This is a genomic window from Catellatospora methionotrophica, assembly GCF_011297335.1.
Classification (GTDB): domain Bacteria; phylum Actinomycetota; class Actinomycetes; order Mycobacteriales; family Micromonosporaceae; genus Catellatospora; species Catellatospora methionotrophica.
In genome coordinates this window covers 22,472-38,192 of the sequence record NZ_JAAOTJ010000026.1, presented here as the reverse complement: position 1 = coordinate 38,192, position 15,721 = coordinate 22,472, and the positions used below count along the sequence as shown (strand labels likewise).

The following is a 15,721-nucleotide window of genomic DNA, read 5'->3' as shown; positions in this document are numbered from 1 at the left end:
GGTGGCATGTGGCCCCACCGGCTGCCGCACCGAAGCGCGCCAACGGACGCGACTGGCGCGAGAAGGTGCCCCGCGTGTTCGCCATCCTGATCGCCTGCATCGCCGCGATCAGCGCCATCGCCGCGGTCGGCGGCGCGCTCGGCAACAGCACCCAGCCGGTGCGCCGCATCCTCGACGACGTGCTCGTGCCGGTTCCGGCCAACCTCGCGTACGCGGCGTTCATGGCCGTGCTCGCCGCGGCCACCTCCCGGCGTAAGCGCATCGCCTGGTGGACCATGATCGTCTACCTGGTCATCGACGTCGGGTCCAGCGTGCTCGCGCTCGGCGTGCTCACCTTCGTGCCCGAGGGCGAACTGGTCGACGACGCCGGGGTGCCGCTGTTCAGCGGCTGGGGCCGGGTGGCCACGTCCATCGCGGTGCTGGTCGGCGTCGCGGCGCTGGTCATCCTGTTCCTGGCCCGCAGGCAGTTCTACGCCCGCATCCGCAAGGGCGCGGTCTGGAAGGCCCTGGCGGTGTTCGCCGGTGTCGCCGCGGTCGGCATCGGGCTGGGCTACAGCCTGGTCGCCGCGTTCCCCGGCACGCTGGGCGCGAACGCCGGGGAGCAACTGGCGTACGCGGCGGAGAAGGTCCTCGGCGGCGCGTTCGAGTTCGACGTGACCCGCGACGGCGCGGCCCCCGGCTGGGTCAACTTCGTGCTCGGCCTGTTCGGCGCGATCGCGGTGTTCGCGGCGCTGTTCACGCTGCTGCGCTCGCAGCAGGTCAACTCGGTGCTGGAGCCCGCCGACGAGGTGAAGGTGCGCGGCCTGCTGGACCGCTACGGCGAGCGCGACTCGCTGGGCTACTTCGCGACCCGGCGCGACAAGCTGGCCACGTTCTCGCCGAGCGGCAAGGCCGCGGTCACCTACCGCCCGGTCAACGGGGTGAGCCTGGCCAGCGGTGACCCGATCGGCGACCCGGAGGCCTGGGGCTCGGCGATCGAGGCGTGGCTGACCGAGGCGCGCAGCTACGCGTGGACCCCGGCCGCCATGGGTGCCAGCGAGGAGGGCGCGACCGCGTACCACAAGGCGGGGTTGAAGGTCCTCGAACTGGGCGACGAGGCGATCCTGCTGACCGACGACTACTCCCTCGACGGCCGCGAGATGCGCCAGGTGCGCCAGGCCGTCAACCGGGTCGAGCGGGCCGGGTACACGTCCACGGTGCGGCGGCACGCCGAGATCCCGCCCGAGGAGATGAAGGACATCGCCGAGCTGGCCACCCGCTGGCGCGACACCGACAGCGAGCGCGGCTTCTCGATGGCGCTGGGCCGCATCGGCGACCCCAACGACGGGCAGTGCGTGCTGGTCGAGGCCCGCGACCGCGACGGCATCGTGCGCTCGATGCTGTCGTTCTCGCCGTGGGGCCGCCGCGGGCTGTCGCTGGACCTGATGCGCCGTGACCACGAGGCCGAGAACGGCGTCATGGAGTTCATGGTCACCGCGCTGATGACCGCCGCGCCCAAGCTGGGCGTGGACCGGGTGTCGCTGAACTTCGCCGTGTTCCGGGCCGTGTTCGAGGAGGGCGGCCGGATCGGCGCGGGCCCGATCCTGCGGCTGTGGCGGCGGGTGCTGATGTTCTTCTCCAAGTGGTGGCAGCTGGAGCAGCTGTACCGGTCGAACATCAAGTACCAGCCGGAGTGGGTGCCACGCTTCCTGTGCTTCGGCGAGCGGCGCGACCTGGCCAAGGTCGGCCTGGCCTCGGCGATCGCGGAGGGCTTCCTGACGGTGCCGGGCACGCCGGTCGCGGCGCTCGACGCGACCGCGGAACCCGTGCTGGCGGGCCTGCCCGCGCCCGCCGAACCGGCCGCGCTGGCCGGGGCGGCCCACGACGAGAGCGTCAACGAGCAGATGGCGGTACGTCTGGCCAAGCTCGAACGGCTGCGCGCCGACGGCGTCGACCCGTACCCGGTGGGCTTCCATCCGACCGCGACCTGCGGGCAGGTCCACCAGCGGCACCCGGAGACGCCCGCCGACACCCGCACCGGGGACCGGGTGTCGATCGCGGGGCGGGTGATGCTGATGCGCGACCACGGGCACATCGCCTTCGCGACCATCCGGGACTGGGACGGCGACCTGCAGCTGATGCTCGACCGCGACGTCGCGACGTGGGCCAACGCGATCGACATCGGCGACCACGTCGGCGTCACCGGCGAGGTCGTCACGACCAGACGCGGCGAGCTGACGGTGCACGTGGACAGCTGGGAGATCACCGGCAAGTGCCTGCGCCCGCTGCCGGACAAGCACAGCGGCCTGACCGACCCCGAGGCCAAGGTCCGCCAGCGCTACCTGGACCTGATCACCAGCAGCGACGCGCGCGACCTGCTGCGGGCGCGCAGCGCGGCGGTGCACAGCCTGCGCCAGTCGTTGCGCGACCGCGGCTTCATCGAGGTGGAGACGCCGATCCTGCAGCGCATCCACGGCGGCGCGAACGCCCGCCCGTTCACCACCCACATCAACGCCTACGACCTGCGCCTCTACCTGCGCATCGCACCCGAGCTGTACCTCAAGCGGCTGGCCGTGGGCGGCGTGGAGAAGGTGTTCGAGCTGGGCCGCACCTTCCGCAACGAGGGCGTGGACTACAAGCACAACCCCGAGTTCTCCATCCTGGAGGCGTACCAGGCCTATGCCGACTACGACGCGATGCTGACGCTGACCCGCGAGGTGGTGCAGTCGGCGGCGCGCGCCGCCAACGGCGAGTGCGTGATCATCCACGACGGGCAGCCGCACGACGTGTCCGGCGACTGGGCGGTGCGCACCGTCGACGAGGCGATCTCGGCCGCGCTCGGCGAGGAGGTCACCGCCGACACCGACGTGGACAGGCTGCGCGCCCTGTGCGACGCCGCGAAGATCCCGTACGACCCGAAGTGGGGCCGTGGCGCGGTCGTGCTGGAGATGTACGAGCGCCTGGTCGAGGAGAAGACCGTCCTGCCGACGTTCTACAAGGACTTCCCGACCGACGTGTCCCCGCTGACCCGGCAGAGCCGCGTCGACGCGCGGCTGGCCGAACGCTGGGACCTGGTCGCCTTCGGCACCGAGCTGGGCACCGCGTACTCCGAGCTCACCGACCCGATCGAGCAGCGCCGGCGGCTCACCGAGCAGAGCCTGCTGGCCGCGGGCGGCGACCCGGAGGCGATGGAGCTGGACGAGGACTTCCTGCAGGCCCTCGAATACGCCATGCCGCCGACGGGCGGGCTCGGCATCGGGGTGGACCGGCTGGTCATGCTGCTCACCGGGCGGTCCATCCGGGAGACACTGCCGTTCCCGCTGGTGCGCGGAGCACGCTGACGACGCTATACGCCTAAATTGACCATTTTGGTATGGTTCTGGTAACCAGGCCGCAGGAGGCTTCATGCGTGCCGGACCGGCATCCGGGAACCGACGGCGCGTCATCGTCACCGCGCTGGTGCTGGTCGCCGTCATCGGCTGCGGCGGATTCCTGCTCGGAAACCTGGCCGGGACCCGCTCGCCCACGGCCGACCGGCCCGGCACCGCCAAACCGTCCCGCCCCGGACCGAAGGCACGGCTGGCGCTGCCGCCGCTGCCCGCCCGGCCCCAGCCGGTCACCGGGCCCGGCCGCCCCCCGCTGCCCGCCGAGCAGGGCGGGCCGTTCGGCAGCCGGATGACCACCGGGACCCCGGAGGTCGCGCTGACCTTCGACGACGGCCCGGACGAGACCTGGACGCCGCAGGTGCTGGCGTTGCTGCGCGACTACGGCGTACGGGCCACCTTCTGCATGATCGGGTCACAGGCGGCGCGGTATCCGCAGCTCGTACGCGACGTCGTCGCCGACGGGCACACGCTGTGCAACCACAGCTGGAGCCACGACGTGTGGCTGGGCCTGCGCGACGAGAAGACCGTGCTCGCCGACCTCCAACGCACCAGCGCGGCCCTGCTCGCGGCCGCCCCGAACGCGCGGATCTCGTACTACCGCCAGCCCGGCGGCAACTGGTCGCGGACGGTGGTCGCCGCCGCGCGGCGGCTGGGCATGACCGCGCTGCACTGGCGGGTCGACCCGCACGACTGGCAGGACGGGCCGTCGCACCGCATCGCCGCCGACGTCACCGCGCAGACCCGGCCCGGTGCGATCGTGCTGCTGCACGACGGCGGCGGCGACCGCGCCCGTACGCTGTCGGCGCTGCGCACCATCCTGGCGTACCTGATCACGCGGGTGCACCTGGCTCCGCTGCCGCCGGGCACGGAAGAGCCCCGGTCACCCGGGACCGATGGGTCCGGGCAACCGGGGCGATGACGACCGACGCGGTGGCGTGCGGTTATCGGGTCAGGGCGTCGACGACCTGCTGGGCGCGGGTCTCGTGCTTGGCGTAGTGGTACGGGAAGGCCGACACCTGGACCTCCTGGATGGCCAGCGTCAGCGGCATGTCCTGCCAGCCCTGGACGTTGTCCAGCGCCTTGTAGAACTGCGTCGCCGCGTACTTCGGCTGCATCAGGTTGCGCACGGTGCCCCAGCCGGAGGCCGGGCGCTGCTGGAACAGGCCCACCGAGTCGTGGTCGGAGCCCTCACCCTGGTCGGTGTAGTCGTACGACTCCGCGTACACGGTGCTGGCCAGGTTGTAGAGCTGGCTCTCCTGCATCGCGCAGGCGACGGCGGCCACGTAGGCGCGCTTGGGCAGGCCCAGCTGCTGACCGGCCTGCACGATCGCCTGGGCGTTGCGCATCTGGGTCATGTCCAGCCCGGCGACGGGGCGCAGGACGGGGGCGGGGGCGGCCTTCGGCTTCGGGGCGGCCTTGGGCTTGACGACCTTGGGGGCTGCCTTCGGGGCGGCCTTGGGCGCTGCCTTGGGGGCTGCGGCCTTCGGCTGGGCCTGCGCCGCCGCCTTCGGGGCGGCAGCCTCGACCGGCTTCACCGCGGCGGGCGCGGCGCGATTCATCGACCGGGTCGCGGCCTTCTCGGCCTCCGCCCGACTGACACTGACCGCCTGCAGGTTCACCTTGCTGTCGGGTGCTCCGGCACCGGACGCCACTCCACCGAGCGCGGCCGCGCCCAGGGCGCCGACCAGGCCGGTCACTGCCATCAGCTTGCGCGAGTCGGCCGACCTGAGCCGGTTGATCGCCGCCGCGAGGGACTTGAGGGGACTGGACAGGGGATTCTGGCGGGCGTCCGCTCGATGACGGCCTACTCCGCGCTGCTCGTGTGCTCCGTTGCCACGCATCCGCCGATCCTAGAAAGGCGATCGACCGCTGCCCACCTGCGAATAGTGTCCGGGGCCACTGCTGAGCGCTAGGAAGGCGCAGTTCAAGGCCCTAGTCCAGGCTTTCAGGCACTGTTGATGTAGTACTTTCGGCTGATGGCAATACGGACATTCTTCGCAGTATCGAAGGCTATCCAACCAGCCTGAAACGAGCCGAAAACGGATAACCTGTGAGCCGGACTCAGGCAGGAGCGCTATGGACTGGAACCTGCTGGCCTGCGCCCGGCACCACCTCACCTATGCCCCGGACGAACCGGAACTATGCGAGCACCTGCGCGTCGACACCGTCGACGGAGCCGCCTGGCGCTGCCTGCGCTGCGGGGACTACGTGCCCGGCCCGCCGCGCGCCACCGGCCCCGCCGACGAGGCCCCCGTCCCGCTGCGCGGGCAACTGCTCCGCGACGCCGTCGTCCTGCGCACCCTGGCGGTCGAGCGCGCGGTCCGCGGCCTGCTGCTCTTCCTCGGGGCGTACGCCGTCTGGCGCTTCCGCGGCGCGCAGCCCACCGTGCGGGCCGAGTTCGATCAGGACCTGCCCCTGCTGCAGCAGCTCGCCGAACGACTGCACTGGAACCTCGGCGACTCGCCCCTGGTGCACCTGGTCCGCACCGCCCTGGCCACCCGCCCGCAGACGCTGACCTGGATCGCCGCCGCGCTGGCCGGCTACGGCCTGCTCCAGCTCGCCGAGGGCACCGGACTGTGGCTGCTGCGCCGCTGGGGCGAGTACCTGGCCGCCGTCGCCACCGCGCTGTTCATCCCGCTGGAGGTGTACGAGCTCATCGAGCGGGTCACCTGGGTCCGCATCACGGCCCTGCTGATCAACATCGGCGCCGTCGTCTTCCTCGTCTACCGCAAGCGCCTCTTCGGCGCCCGCGGCGGCCGCCCCGCCTACGACGCCGAACGCCACCACGCCAGCCTCATCCACATAGCCCGCGCCGCCACCGGCCCCACCTGCCCCCCCTGACCCTCCTGCCCCCCTCCGTGCCGCAACTCTTAAAGAGTCGCGGCCTCAACGGGCCCTTGTTGCCGCAACTCTTTAAGAGTTGCGGCACGGGTCGGGCGGGGGCGGGCGGCCGGGGAGGACGGAGTGCGCCCGCTCGGCGGGGCCGGGCGGGCGCGGGTAGAGAGGCCGCTTGGGCGGCTTGGTGTCACTGGCCGAAGAATTTGCCCATCATCTGCTGGAGCTGCTGCGGGTCGGGCATCTGGCCCTGCGGCGTCGCCTGGTTGACGATCTCCGGCAGTACCTTGGCGAGGTCGTCGGCGGCCTGGCGCGGTGTGGTGCCCGCCTCCTGGGCCAGGTTCTCCAGGGTGCCGCCGCCCAGCGCCTGCTGGAGCTGCGCGCCGGTGACGTTCTCGTTCTTACCGGTGCCGACCCAGGACTGCACCTGGGGGCCTAGGCCTGACTTGCTCAGCTGATCCACCAGACCGCTGAGGTTCGCCTGACCGCCGCCACCGCCGCCGCCGGACATCTGGCTGAACAGGCCCTTGAGCAGACTCTGGATCTGCGGGTCGCTCATCAGCTTCATGATCTGGGTGAGGTCGACTGCCATTTCCCGTTACCCCCGTACTCGGTGCTGGACACTCTTCCTCGAACCCTAGAAGCTCGGCCGAACGGACGAAGCAAAAGCGGTGAAATCCCCTCATGTATGCCCGCCCTTCGGCCACAATGTGCCGCATGACGGAATACACGGACCAAGAGCGCCAGACCCTGCGTACCGCGGCTTTCGGCGCTGTCTTCCTGGTGTCCCACGCGGACCCCGGCTTCTTCGCGAGCTTCAAGGAGAGCATCGCCGGCGCCAAGGCGCTCGCCGGCGCGTCACCCGAACTCCAGGCCGTCTTCAAGACCGGCGGCCTGCCCGAGATCCCCAAGGGCTCCCCGGCCGAGCTGGAGTCGGGCGTCATCACCGCACTCCAGCAGTCCACCGGCATCCTGCAGGCCAAGTCGCCCGAGGACCTGACCGAGTTCCGGTCGGTGATCGCCGCCGCCTGCGACCAGGTGGCCAACGCCTCCGGCGGCGTCAAGGACACCGAGACCGCCGCCATCGCCAAGGTCCACGCCGCCCTCGGCTCCTGACCGCTGCCCGTGACCGTCCGGCTTGCCTGGCACCTGTGCGCATCTCGACGACGGACGCACCCGGGTGCCAGGCGAGCCGTGACTAGGGCAGGAGGTGGGCGGCGGCGCGGAGCTGGGCGGTGTGGTGGTGGAGGGCGGCGACGATGTCGGCGGCGGTGGTGTCGCGCAGGCGGGCCAGCGGGACCGAGACGCTGATGGCGTCGACGGCGGGGGAGCGCAGCGGCACGGCGACGGCCAGGCACATGATGCCCTCGGTGTTCTCCTCGCGGTCCTCGGCGTGACCGGTGTCGCGGATGCGGTCCAGCTCGGCGTGCAGGGCGTCGGGCGCGGTGATCGTATGCGAGGTGAGGGCGGCCAGCGGCCACTCGAGCAGCCGGTCGACCTCGCCGTCGGGGCGCGCGGCCAGCAGCGCCTTACCCAGCGCGGTGGCGTGGGCGGGCAGGCGGCGCCCGATCGCACTGAACAGCCGCAGCGGATGCGCGGATTCGCGTTTCGCTATGTAAACGACGTTCGGCCCGTCGAGCCGACCGAGATGTACGGTCTCGCCGAAGCGCTCCGCCAGCGCGTCCAGCGCGGCGTTGACCAGCTCGATCGAGTCGCCGCTGTCCAGATAGGCCGCCCCGACCTGCAGCGCGCGTACGCCGAGGCCGAAGCGGGTGCCGGTGGCGTCGGCCTCCACCCAGCCGCGCTGGCTCATCGTGCGCAGCAGCCCGTGCAGGCTGCTCTTGGGGATGTCCAGCTCGCGGGACAGCTCGACCAGTCCGCGCGGGCCGCCCTCGGCGAGCGCCTCGAGCAGTTCGAGGGTGCGGTCGGCGGACTTCACCGGCGGGCGATCGGCCCCCTGCTGGTTCATTGCCAATCCCTTCGTCCGCCACTATGGTCACATACGTGACTGCTGTTCACCAACATGAACGTTCATCTGACATCGTCCGGCTGCTGGCCGGTGACCGGCTACTGCCGGTCGTCATCCTCCCCGACGCCTCCGCCGCCGAACCGCTGGCCGCCGCCATCACCGCGGGCGGGCTGCGCTCCATCGAGGTCACCCTGCGTACGCCCGCCGCGCTCGACGCGATCAAGCGGCTCGCGGCCTCCTCGGACCTGCTGGTCGGCGCGGGCACCGTGCTGAACACCGAGCAGGCCGAGCGGGCCGTCGAGGCCGGGGCCCGCTACGTGGTCTGCCCCGGTTTCAGTGCCGCGGTCGTACGCCGCTGCCAGGACCTCGGCGTGCCCGTCTTCCCCGGCGTGGCCACCCCCACCGAGATCCAGATGGCCCTGGAAGCAGGCCTGGAAGCGGTGAAGTTCTTCCCGGCCGAGCAGCTGGGCGGAGCCCCGATGGTCAAGGCGCTGTCCGCGCCGTTCCCCGGGGTGCGCTTCGTGCCCACGGGCGGCGTGACCACCGCCAACCTCGCCGCCTACCTGGCCATCCCGGCCGTGCTCGCGGTCGGCGGCACCTGGATGGTCGCCGCGGACCTGCTGGCCGCCGGGGACTACGCCGAGATCACCCGGCGCACCGCCGCGGCCGTCGCGGCGACCCGCCCGGACACGACGGGAGACGCCGATGTCCGTTGAGGTCCGTCCCGCCGAGGACTGCCGCTACGACCTGGTCTCACTCGGCGAGGTGATGCTGCGGCTCGACCCCGGTGAGGGCCGGGTGCGCACCGCGCGCTCGTTCCGCGCCTGGGAGGGCGGCGGGGAGTACAACGTCGCACGCGGGCTGCGCCGGTGCTTCGGCATGCGTACCGCGCTGGTCAGCGCTTTCGCCGACAACGAGGTGGGCCGCCTGCTGGAGGACATGATCCTCACCGGCGGCGTGGACACCTCGCTGGTGAAGTGGCTGCCGTACGACGGCATCGGCCGCACCGTGCGCAACGGGCTCAACTTCACCGAGCGCGGCTTCGGCGTACGCGGCGCGGTCGGTGTCTCCGACCGTGGCCACACCGCCGCCGGGCAGCTTCGTCCCGCGGACGTCGACTGGGAGCACCTGTTCGGCACGCTGGGCGTGCGCTGGTTCCACACCGGCGGCATCTACGCGGCCCTGTCCGACACCACGCCCGACGTGATCGAGGCGGCGATGGCGGCCGCCCGCCGCCACGGCACCGTCATCTCGTACGACCTCAACTACCGCCCCAGCCTGTGGAAGGCGATCGGCGGCAAGGCGCGGGCGCAGGAGGTCAACCGGCGGCTGGCCCGCTACGTCGACGTGATGATCGGCAACGAGGAGGACTTCACCGCGAGCCTCGGCTTCGAGGTGCCCGGCACGGCCGACGACCTGTCGGACCTGGAAGCCGAGAACTTCGAGAAGATGATCGGCCAGGTCGTGCAGGAGTACGACAACTTCAAGGTCGTCGCCACGACGCTGCGTACCGTGCGCAGCGCGACGGTCAACGACTGGGGCGCGGTGGCCTGGAGCCGCGACGGCTTCGCCCACGCCACGCACCGCCCCGGTCTGGAGATCATGGACCGGGTCGGCGGCGGCGACAGCTTCGCCAGCGGCCTGATCTTCGGCCTGGTCACCACCGGCGACCTCGGCCGCGCGGTCGAGTACGGAGCCGCGCACGGCGCGCTGGCGATGACCACCCCCGGCGACACCTCGATGGCCACCCGTGCCGAAGTCGAGTCCCTGATGGCAGGCGGCGGCGCCCGCGTCCAGCGCTGACACCTCCGCAGCTGTTAGGAAGGGCACCTTCTACATCGCATCGCGATAAGAAGGTGCCCTTCCTTTGCTCAGGATGCGGGGAGCGGGTGGTACAGGTCGCGGGCGTGGTCGGCGACGGCCGCGCCGACGATGGTGGCCTCCAGGGGCAGCATGTCCAGGCACAGCCTGATCGCGTCGGTCATGCGGACCAGCGGCACGCGCATGGAAAGCGTGCAGTGCGGCACCCACGCTCCGGGCTGGTAGAACGAGCCGGTCTCGATACCCGCCGCGGTCAGCCGCCCGTGCACTGCGGCGTGATGGCTCAGCAGCTCGGCGGTCGGCACCGGGCCCAGCCAGAGCACCCGCCCCAGAAACTGGCCGATGTGGTCGAACGCCAGCCTGATCGGCGGCGCGATGGCCATCCCGCGCAGTGCGGCCTCGACGGCCGGGCCGTCGAGCACGTCCGCGCTGGTGATGGACAGGTGCGGCCGGTGCTTGCGGTGGGTGAGGTCGCGCAGGGTGGGCACGCCCTCGGCCTCCAGGGCGTTCCAGAGGGTACGCAGGCGCGCGGTGGCGACGGGGTCGAGATAGAGCTCCAGGGCGGCGGCCATGGTGCGAGAGCGTACCGCCATGATCGACCTTCGGACGACCGAGTATTGACCACAATCCAGCTCGAAGCCGTACTCCTGACCGTCCTCGTCTTCCTCGGTGTCCAGGAGGCCTGGGCCGTGGCCGTGGCACCCCGCTCCACCGACGCGCCACCCGCCACCTGATCCCGCAGCGGACGAGCCAAGGGCATGCCCACGACGGGCATGCCCTTGGCGTGGTCGCGAGGTCGGCGCGATCCTCAGGACGGGTGGGCGGCGATCAGGGCGGCGGCCATGCGGGGCAGGGCCTCGCCGATCGGGTCGCGGACCACCTCGTCGGCGACGACGTCGTACGGGGTCGGCTGGGCGTTGACGATGGTCGTCTTCGCACCCTCGGTCATCGCGATGGCGCACAGGGAGGCAGCGGGCTGCACCATCAGCGACGTGCCGACGGCCCAGAAGAGCCGGCACGCCTTGGCGATCGATCCGGCCTGGTTCAGCGTCTCGGAGTCCAGGTTCTCACCGAACATGATCGTGCCGGCCTTGAGGATGCCGCCGCAGGACAGGCAGGCCGGATCCGGGTCACCGGCCTCGACCCGGTCAAGGGCGTCGCGCATGGTGCCGCGCTCGCCGCAGCCCATGCAGCGCACCGTGAACATGGTGCCGTGCAGCTCCAGCACCTTGCGCGGCGTCGAGCCCGCCTTCTGGTGCAGACCGTCGATGTTCTGCGTGATGATCCGCACTGGGAAACCCGCCCGCTCCAGCTCGACCAGCGCCAGGTGCGCCGGATTGGGCTGGGCGTTCCACGCCGCGTTGTCGGCACGCGCCCGCCACGAAGCACGGCGCACGGCAGGGTCGGCCATGTAGTGCTCGTAGGTGAACATCTTCTCGGCGGCCGGGTCGCGGGTCCACACGCCCTGAGGTCCGCGAAAGTCCGGGATGCCGGAGTCGGTGGAGATCCCGGCTCCGGTCAGGACGGCGATCATCGGCTTGCGCTCGGTCATGTCAGCACGATAGTGAACGGCCGCAGGTGCGGCAGCTCATAATTCGGGGCGGCGGGCCTGGCTGCGTACGCGGGCGCGCGTTCAGTTCGACGTCAGCGGCTTGACCCAGCGGGACCACTGTGGTTGGCGGGCGTACCCGGCGGCCGTCCAGGCAGTGGCGGCGAGGTCGTTGTCGTCGAGCACCATCGCGTCGGCCCGCCGTCCGCCGAGGGCGGCGAAGCGCTGCTCGGCGGCGTCCAGCAGGGCACGCCCGATGCCCTGGCGTCGACGCTCGGGGTGGACGGCATACCGGTACAGGTGGCAGCGCCAGCCGTCCCAGCCCGCGATCAGCGAGCCGACGATCTCGTCGCCGTCGACGGCCAGCAGCAGCGCGTCCGGGTCACGGGCCAGCAGCGCGGCCACGGCCTGCGCGCTGTCCTCGCGGGAGGTGTTCTCGGCCGCGTACGACCAGAAGGCGAGCAGCGCCGCGATGTCGGCGGAGTCCGCGGTACGGAGAAGGAAGGCCATGGCCCGGGATTCTCGCAGCCCGGTGCGCGGCGTCCGGGTCGGCGGGTCACCGCCGGAGGCCGGCGAGGGTCGATGGCAGGGCCCACCACAGGACGGCGTGCCACGCGTGGCTGTGGATCGTCACGCCGTACCCGTCGGTGGCGAAGGCGAGGTCGGGTGCGATCGCGCCGATGGTCAGCGCCACGCCGTCGAACCAGCGGGGACGCCACAGTTTGAGCGGGACGACGGCGACGGGGTGGGTCGGCAGCGTCAACGGCATGATCCACATGGTAGGCGGCGGCCGTCGTCCCGCGTGGCCCGCGCGAGGCGGGCGGTGTCAGGGCCGGGTGTACGCGGTCAGGAAGGCCAGTTCGTCGGCGCACAGGTCCAGGGTGCGTGACACCGAACGGCTGCCGTGCCCGACGTCGCCTTCGCGGCGCAGCAGCACCGGCCGGTCGCCCGACGTGGCGTGCTGCAGCGCGGCCGCGAGTTTGCGGGCGTGCAGCGGGTCGACCCGGCTGTCCCCGTCGAACACGGTGAACAGCACCGCCGGGTACGCGGCGCCCTCCCGCACCCGGTGGTACGGCGAGTACGACAGCAGCCAGCCGAGCTGCTCCGGGTCGGTGGCGGTGCCGTACTCCCCGGCCCAGGTCGAGCCGAGGCCGAACAGTTCGTAGCGGACCATGTCCAGCAGCGGCGCGGAGCAGACGACCGCGGCGTACGCGTCCGGCCGCTGGGTCAGCGCCGCGCCGACGAGCAGGCCGCCGTTGGAGCCGCCCATGATGGCGAGCTGGCCGGGCGTGGTGGTGCCCGAGGCGACCAGCCAGTCCCCGGCGGCGTGGAAGTCGTCGAAGACGTTCTGCTTGCTGGCGAGCATGCCGTCGCGGTGCCACTGCTCGCCCTCCTCGCCGCCGCCGCGCAGGTTGGCCACCGCCCACACTCCACCGGCCTCGGCCCACGCGATGGCCATCGGCGAGTACCAGGGGGTCAGTGAGATGTTGAAGCCGCCGTAGCCGTACAGCAGGGTGGGGCGCGGCCCGGTGGCGGCGTCGGCGGGCGCGATGACGAACATGCGCACGTCGGTGCCGTCGGCCGAGGTGTAGGTGACCTGCTCGGTGACCACGTCGCCGACCGCGGCCGCGCCCGGCGGCCGGGCCCACAGGGTGACGGCGTTGTCGCGGGCGTCGAAGCGGTGCACGGTGCCGGGTGTGGTGTGGTCGCCGTAGCTGAACCAGGCCTCGTGGCCGCCGTCGCGCCGCGAGGTCAGCGGGCCGATGCTGCCCACGCCGGGCAGCGCGACCTTGGCGACCTCCTCGCCGGTGTGCAGTTCGTGCACGGTCAGCTCGCTGAGCGCGTGCCGGGTCGTGGCGACCAGCAGCACCGGCGTGGCCAGGGCGGGGCCGTCGAGGATCGCGTAGTCCTCCAGCACCGCACCGGCGTCCTCGCCGATCAGCTCGCGCCAGTGCGGGTACGCCGGGTCGGCGGGGTCGGCCACGCACAGCCGCCACCGGGGCGCGTCGCGGTTGGTCTGCAGGTAGAGCTGCCCGCCGTGGAAGTGCGGGTAGGTCATGGCGTCGACGCCCTGCTGCACGGGGCGCAGCGCGGGCGCGCCGGGCGGGCTCGCCGACAGGTCGGCCAGCCACAGGTCGTTGCGCGGGTCGGTGCCCTGTGTCTCGCTGATGGACAGCCAGCGGCCGTCGCGGGAGACGCGTGGCATGAAGTAGCGGCCCCGGGGCGAGCCGTCGCCGAGGATCAGCGGGTCGGTGTCCGGGTCGGTGCCGAGCCGGTGCAGGTAGACCCGGCGGTGCAGTTTCGGGTCGTCGCCGGGGACCGCGCCGGGCGCGAGGAAGCGCGAGTAGTAGAAGGCCTCGCCGCCGGGCAGCCAGGCGATCGTGGTGTGCCGCATCCGGTCGATCGGCCCGTCCACGATCTCGCCGGTGGCCACCTCCATGACCCGCAGCAGCGGCTCCTCGGTGCCGCCGACCGACATCGCGTACGCCAGCAGGCCGCCCTCCGGCGACGGGTAGTACCAGTCCAGCGTCGTCGCGCCGGTCGGGTCGACGGCGTTGGGGTCGAGCAGGACCCGTTCGGTGCCGTCGGGCTCGATCACGAGCAGCACCGGATGGTCCTGCTCGGGGGCCCGTCGCTGGAAGAAGCCGTAGGGGCCGTACCAGACCGGTGCGGTCACCGCGCCGACGGCCAGCAGCTGGGCCAGCCGGTCGCGCAGCGCGGCGCGCTCGGGCCAGTCTGCCCGGTGCGCGGCGAGCAGTTCGTCCTGGGCCTGGGACCAGGCGGCGGTGTCCGGGTCGGCGGGGTCCTCCAGCCACCGGTAGGGGTCGGCGATCCGGTGGCCGTGGATCTGCTCCACGAGGTTGAGCCGGGCGGCGGGCGGGTAGGCGGAGAGGGCGTGGTCCGTCGACATGCAGTAAAGGATGCACTACACGCGGTGGTGTCGCACGTGCGAGCAGCGACGTCTGACGCTGTCCGGTAGACCCGGCAAGTCGGGCAAAGAAGACATCTGCCGGGTCGAATGCCCGGCGGGCGCGGAAGAATCGACCTAGGGTGACGGCTATGCGAGGTTTGATCGTCGAGGCGGGACGGCCCGACTCGGCTCGGTATGTCGACGACCTGCCGGAGCCGGCCGAGTCCGAGGGCCAGGTCCTGGTGCAGGCGCTGGCCGTGGGCGTGTGCGGCACCGACCGCGAGATCGTCGCGGGGGAGTACGGCACCGCGCCCGGCCCGGACGACCGCCTGGTCATCGGGCACGAGTCGCTGGGCCGGGTCATCTCCGACGACTCCGGCCGCTGGCAGCCGGGCGACCTCGTGGCCGGGATCGTGCGCCGGCCCGACCCGGTGCCCTGCGTCAACTGCCTGGTCGGCGAGTGGGACATGTGCCGCAACGGCCAGTACGTGGAGTGCGGGATCAAGGAGCGGCACGGGTTCGCCCGCGAGCGCTGGCGCGTCGAGCCCGACTTCGCGGTCGGCCTGGACGTCTCGCTGATCGACGTGGGCATGCTGCTCGAACCGACCAGTGTGGTGGCCAAGGCCTGGGAGCACATCGAGCGGATCGGGCTGCGGGCCCGGTACGACCCGAAGACCGTCCTGGTCACCGGCGCGGGCCCGATCGGCCTGCTGGCCGCGCTGCTGGGCCGCCAGCGGGACCTGGACGTGCACGTGCTCGACCGGGCCACCGAGGGCCCCAAACTCGACCTGGTCGCCGGGCTCGGCGCGACCTATCACAGCGGCCAGGTGTGCGACCTCGGCTTCGAGCCCGACCTCGTGCTGGAGTGCACCGGTGCGCCGCCGGTCATCGCCCAGGTCATCGACCAGGTCGGCCCGAACGGCACGGTCTGCCTGACCGGGGTGTCCAGCGGCGGCCGCAAACTCGCCCTCGACCTCGGCGGCCTCAACCGCGACATGGTCCTGGAGAACAACGTCGTCTTCGGCTCCGTCAACGCCAACCTGCGCCACTGGCAGGAGGCCGCCCACGCCCTCCAGTCCGCCGACCACTCGTGGCTGTCCGCTCTGATCACCCGCCGGGTCCCCGCCGCCGACTACGCCAGCGCCCTGGAGAACCACCCCGACGACATCAAAGTCGTCCTCGACTTCGCCTCCTGAAGCCGCCGAGGCAACGTCTCGTCTGCGGGTTCGGGGAAACCGCACCAATTCTGGTCTGGACTGGTGCGGTTTCCC

15 protein-coding genes are annotated in these 15,721 nt (G+C 71.9%); 7 read left to right on the top strand and 8 right to left on the bottom strand.

Going from position 1 to position 15,721, the window contains the following annotated elements; translation table 11 throughout:
* Positions 1-8: 8 nt before the first annotated feature.
* Together lysX and HAV40_RS33990 are read left to right on the top strand one after the other, a co-directional pair.
* Positions 9-3,320 carry a bifunctional lysylphosphatidylglycerol synthetase/lysine--tRNA ligase LysX gene (gene lysX, locus HAV40_RS33995; RefSeq protein ID WP_166388395.1) on the top strand — a complete coding sequence of 1,104 codons (3,312 nt, stop codon included), beginning with the start codon at positions 9-11 and terminating at the stop codon, positions 3,318-3,320.
* 64 nt (positions 3,321-3,384) lie between these two features.
* The gene (locus tag HAV40_RS33990) at positions 3,385-4,284 is read left to right on the top strand and encodes a polysaccharide deacetylase family protein (RefSeq protein WP_166388394.1); all 900 of its coding nucleotides are present in this window, start codon (positions 3,385-3,387) and stop codon (positions 4,282-4,284) included.
* Positions 4,285-4,306: 22 nt separating this feature from the next.
* On the opposite strand, the gene HAV40_RS33985 is transcribed toward HAV40_RS33990, so the two are convergent.
* The gene (locus tag HAV40_RS33985; RefSeq protein ID WP_239086868.1) at positions 4,307-5,206 is read right to left on the bottom strand and encodes a hypothetical protein; all 900 of its coding nucleotides are present in this window, start codon (positions 5,204-5,206) and stop codon (positions 4,307-4,309) included.
* A 235-nt stretch (positions 5,207-5,441) separates the two neighbouring features.
* Between HAV40_RS33985 and HAV40_RS33980 the strand changes: the two genes are divergently transcribed.
* Positions 5,442-6,206: a DUF2127 domain-containing protein gene (locus HAV40_RS33980; RefSeq protein ID WP_166388393.1), complete on the top strand. Its 765-nt coding sequence runs from the start codon at positions 5,442-5,444 to the stop codon at positions 6,204-6,206.
* Between the two features lie 184 nt (positions 6,207-6,390).
* Here HAV40_RS33980 and HAV40_RS33975 read toward each other — a convergent pair whose 3' ends face one another.
* Positions 6,391-6,792, bottom strand: a complete 402-nt coding sequence (locus HAV40_RS33975; protein ID WP_203671797.1) for a YidB family protein — start codon at positions 6,790-6,792, stop codon at positions 6,391-6,393.
* Positions 6,793-6,917: 125 nt separating this feature from the next.
* Between HAV40_RS33975 and HAV40_RS33970 the strand changes: the two genes are divergently transcribed.
* Entirely contained in the window at positions 6,918-7,316 is a 399-nt protein-coding gene (locus tag HAV40_RS33970; protein ID WP_239086867.1) for a hypothetical protein, read from the top strand.
* Between the two features lie 82 nt (positions 7,317-7,398).
* On the opposite strand, the gene HAV40_RS33965 is transcribed toward HAV40_RS33970, so the two are convergent.
* A complete protein-coding gene (locus tag HAV40_RS33965; RefSeq protein ID WP_166388392.1) occupies positions 7,399-8,169 on the bottom strand; it encodes an IclR family transcriptional regulator in 771 nt (256 codons plus the stop codon).
* Positions 8,170-8,204: 35 nt separating this feature from the next.
* Between HAV40_RS33965 and HAV40_RS33960 the strand changes: the two genes are divergently transcribed.
* Both HAV40_RS33960 and HAV40_RS33955 read left to right on the top strand, forming a co-directional pair.
* A complete protein-coding gene (locus HAV40_RS33960) occupies positions 8,205-8,885 on the top strand; it encodes a bifunctional 4-hydroxy-2-oxoglutarate aldolase/2-dehydro-3-deoxy-phosphogluconate aldolase (RefSeq protein ID WP_239086866.1) in 681 nt (226 codons plus the stop codon).
* Entirely contained in the window at positions 8,875-9,972 is a 1,098-nt protein-coding gene (locus HAV40_RS33955) for a sugar kinase (RefSeq protein WP_166388390.1), read from the top strand. The genes HAV40_RS33960 and HAV40_RS33955 overlap by 11 nt, the downstream gene beginning before the upstream one ends.
* A 68-nt stretch (positions 9,973-10,040) precedes the next feature.
* Here the strand turns inward: HAV40_RS33955 and HAV40_RS33950 are convergent, their stop codons facing one another.
* The 5 genes from HAV40_RS33950 to HAV40_RS33930 all read right to left on the bottom strand — a co-directional run bounded on the left by HAV40_RS33950 (position 10,041) and on the right by HAV40_RS33930 (position 14,450).
* Positions 10,041-10,583: a 2'-5' RNA ligase family protein gene (locus HAV40_RS33950; RefSeq protein ID WP_308441066.1), complete on the bottom strand. Its 543-nt coding sequence runs from the start codon at positions 10,581-10,583 to the stop codon at positions 10,041-10,043.
* Between the two features lie 215 nt (positions 10,584-10,798).
* Entirely contained in the window at positions 10,799-11,542 is a 744-nt protein-coding gene (locus HAV40_RS33945) for an SIR2 family NAD-dependent protein deacylase (RefSeq protein WP_166388389.1), read from the bottom strand.
* A gap of 81 nt (positions 11,543-11,623) precedes the next feature.
* Positions 11,624-12,067 (bottom strand): GNAT family N-acetyltransferase, encoded by a 444-nt coding sequence (locus HAV40_RS33940; RefSeq protein WP_275413515.1) that lies wholly within the window; start codon positions 12,065-12,067, stop codon positions 11,624-11,626.
* 28 nt (positions 12,068-12,095) lie between these two features.
* The gene (locus HAV40_RS33935; protein ID WP_166388387.1) at positions 12,096-12,308 is read right to left on the bottom strand and encodes a DUF4184 family protein; all 213 of its coding nucleotides are present in this window, start codon (positions 12,306-12,308) and stop codon (positions 12,096-12,098) included.
* A 57-nt stretch (positions 12,309-12,365) separates the two neighbouring features.
* Positions 12,366-14,450 (bottom strand): prolyl oligopeptidase family serine peptidase, encoded by a 2,085-nt coding sequence (locus tag HAV40_RS33930; RefSeq protein ID WP_166388386.1) that lies wholly within the window; start codon positions 14,448-14,450, stop codon positions 12,366-12,368.
* Positions 14,451-14,599: 149 nt separating this feature from the next.
* Between HAV40_RS33930 and HAV40_RS33925 the strand changes: the two genes are divergently transcribed.
* Positions 14,600-15,646 carry a glucose 1-dehydrogenase gene (locus tag HAV40_RS33925; protein ID WP_166388385.1) on the top strand — a complete coding sequence of 349 codons (1,047 nt, stop codon included), beginning with the start codon at positions 14,600-14,602 and terminating at the stop codon, positions 15,644-15,646.
* Positions 15,647-15,721: the final 75 nt, after the last annotated feature.

Bases quoted from the DNA above. Each gene is read 5' to 3' on its own strand.
- HAV40_RS33990 (WP_166388394.1), top strand. From the start codon at position 3,385: ATGCGTGCCGGACCGGCATCCGGGAACCGACGGCGCGTCATCGTCACC.
- HAV40_RS33985 (WP_239086868.1), bottom strand. From the start codon at position 5,206: ATGCGTGGCAACGGAGCACACGAGCAGCGCGGAGTAGGCCGTCATCGA.
- HAV40_RS33980 (WP_166388393.1), top strand. From the start codon at position 5,442: ATGGACTGGAACCTGCTGGCCTGCGCCCGGCACCACCTCACCTATGCC.
- HAV40_RS33975 (WP_203671797.1), bottom strand. From the start codon at position 6,792: ATGGCAGTCGACCTCACCCAGATCATGAAGCTGATGAGCGACCCGCAG.
- HAV40_RS33970 (WP_239086867.1), top strand. From the start codon at position 6,918: ATGACGGAATACACGGACCAAGAGCGCCAGACCCTGCGTACCGCGGCT.
- HAV40_RS33965 (WP_166388392.1), bottom strand. From the start codon at position 8,169: ATGAACCAGCAGGGGGCCGATCGCCCGCCGGTGAAGTCCGCCGACCGC.
- HAV40_RS33955 (WP_166388390.1), top strand. From the start codon at position 8,875: ATGTCCGTTGAGGTCCGTCCCGCCGAGGACTGCCGCTACGACCTGGTC.
- HAV40_RS33950 (WP_308441066.1), bottom strand. From the start codon at position 10,583: ATGGCGGTACGCTCTCGCACCATGGCCGCCGCCCTGGAGCTCTATCTC.
- HAV40_RS33945 (WP_166388389.1), bottom strand. From the start codon at position 11,542: ATGACCGAGCGCAAGCCGATGATCGCCGTCCTGACCGGAGCCGGGATC.
- HAV40_RS33935 (WP_166388387.1), bottom strand. From the start codon at position 12,308: ATGCCGTTGACGCTGCCGACCCACCCCGTCGCCGTCGTCCCGCTCAAA.
- HAV40_RS33930 (WP_166388386.1), bottom strand. From the start codon at position 14,450: ATGTCGACGGACCACGCCCTCTCCGCCTACCCGCCCGCCGCCCGGCTC.
- HAV40_RS33925 (WP_166388385.1), top strand. From the start codon at position 14,600: ATGCGAGGTTTGATCGTCGAGGCGGGACGGCCCGACTCGGCTCGGTAT.